The sequence below is a fragment of the Meridianimarinicoccus marinus genome, assembly GCF_040689105.1.
GTDB lineage: Bacteria > Pseudomonadota > Alphaproteobacteria > Rhodobacterales > Rhodobacteraceae > Meridianimarinicoccus > Meridianimarinicoccus marinus.
Genome location: NZ_JBFBVU010000148.1, coordinates 1 through 236, shown reverse-complemented (window position 1 = coordinate 236; position 236 = coordinate 1). Strand labels below are relative to the sequence as shown.

1 protein-coding gene is annotated in these 236 nt (G+C 37.3%); it reads left to right on the top strand.

Going from position 1 to position 236, the window contains the following annotated elements; genetic code table 11:
* A partial coding sequence (locus AB0T83_RS20530) for an LPXTG cell wall anchor domain-containing protein (protein ID WP_366195042.1) occupies positions 1 to 236 on the top strand: 236 nt, incomplete at both ends.

Genomic DNA, 236 nt, shown 5'->3' with positions numbered 1-236 from the left:
AAAACAAAACAGAATTCTGAAGCAGAATGTGGTTTTGGGAATTCTGTCTTTAAGCCTGGTTGGCGGCTGGATAGTTTACAAGAGAAGAAAAAAAGGGCTGCAGCGGGAAAATGAATTAAGAATAAAGGAGAACCAGCTTCATCTTTCCAAAAAAGTACATGATGTGGTAGCCAATGGCATTTATCAGGTAATGACCAAGATCGAAAATCAGGAAGATTTTGATAAAGAAAAAGTAC